Origin of the sequence: Herbaspirillum lusitanum P6-12 (genome assembly GCF_000256565.1) — a bacterium.
In the GTDB taxonomy this organism is placed as follows: Bacteria; Pseudomonadota; Gammaproteobacteria; order Burkholderiales; family Burkholderiaceae_D; genus Herbaspirillum; species Herbaspirillum lusitanum.
Window position 1 is genome coordinate 1 of record NZ_AJHH01000689.1, and the last position, 819, is coordinate 819.

An 819-nucleotide genomic window follows, 5' to 3' on the forward strand; every position below is an offset into this window, starting at 1 on the left:
CGCGCCGGCCGTCGCCAGCGCCAGGAACGGCGAGGCGGCTATCCAGCGGCGATAGTGTTCATCAATGTGATCCCGTTCCTTGACCAGCGAAGCCTGGGCCGGCTGGCCGAACAGCGCTTCCAGCGCAGCCACGGAAGTGATGTCGAATTGCGCGTCTGCCAACATGATGCGGTTCTCCCTGAGTGCTTAATTCTTTCTGTGCGCCTTGAGCGCAAATCGCGCCGGATCCAGCAAGGCCAGCAAGTCCTTGCCGAGCGGCGCCGGTTCGTCCTCCAGCGCGCACGCCACGATCTCGGCTGCCAGCGGGGCCCAGATCAGTCCGCGCGAGGCGTAGGCCAGCAAGCCGTACAGCTGCGGCCAGCGCGGCGCATCGCGCAGCTGGACTTCACCGCCCGCCGCCAGCGCCGCCTGATCGGGCAAGGCGCCCACCAGCGGCAACCGGTCGGCCGAGACGCAGCGGAAACCAACGCGCCCGCTCAAGCCATCCGGATCGATGTCGGGCGACACGCCCGGCAACAACTGCCGCAACTTGTCGAGATTGCCGGCGTGGCTGTCGGCGCGCAAGGCGGTGTCATGATTGTCGCGATCGTAGCTGGCGCCGACGCTGACCAGTCCGTTCACTGCGCCGGTCAGGTAGCCGTCGCCGCACAGTACGAACGGCAGATCCGGCAACGACGCCGCCGGCAAATGACTGACCTGTCCGCGTATCGTCTGCAGCGGCAACCCAGCCGCCTGCGCCAGTGCGGCCGACTGCATGCCGTTGGCAAGGATGACCACCGGCGCGGCGGCTGCCGCGGCAGCCATAGCTCGCGGACGGTT

The 819-nt window shown here is 67.9% G+C and carries 1 protein-coding gene; it reads right to left on the reverse strand.

The features are described from left to right. Nucleotides 1-186: 186 nt before the first annotated feature. Nucleotides 187-819 (reverse strand): FAD-dependent 5-carboxymethylaminomethyl-2-thiouridine(34) oxidoreductase MnmC1 (mnmC1, locus tag HLUSI_RS0122575; RefSeq protein WP_040503792.1); only part of this gene is annotated, 633 nt, incomplete at its 5' end.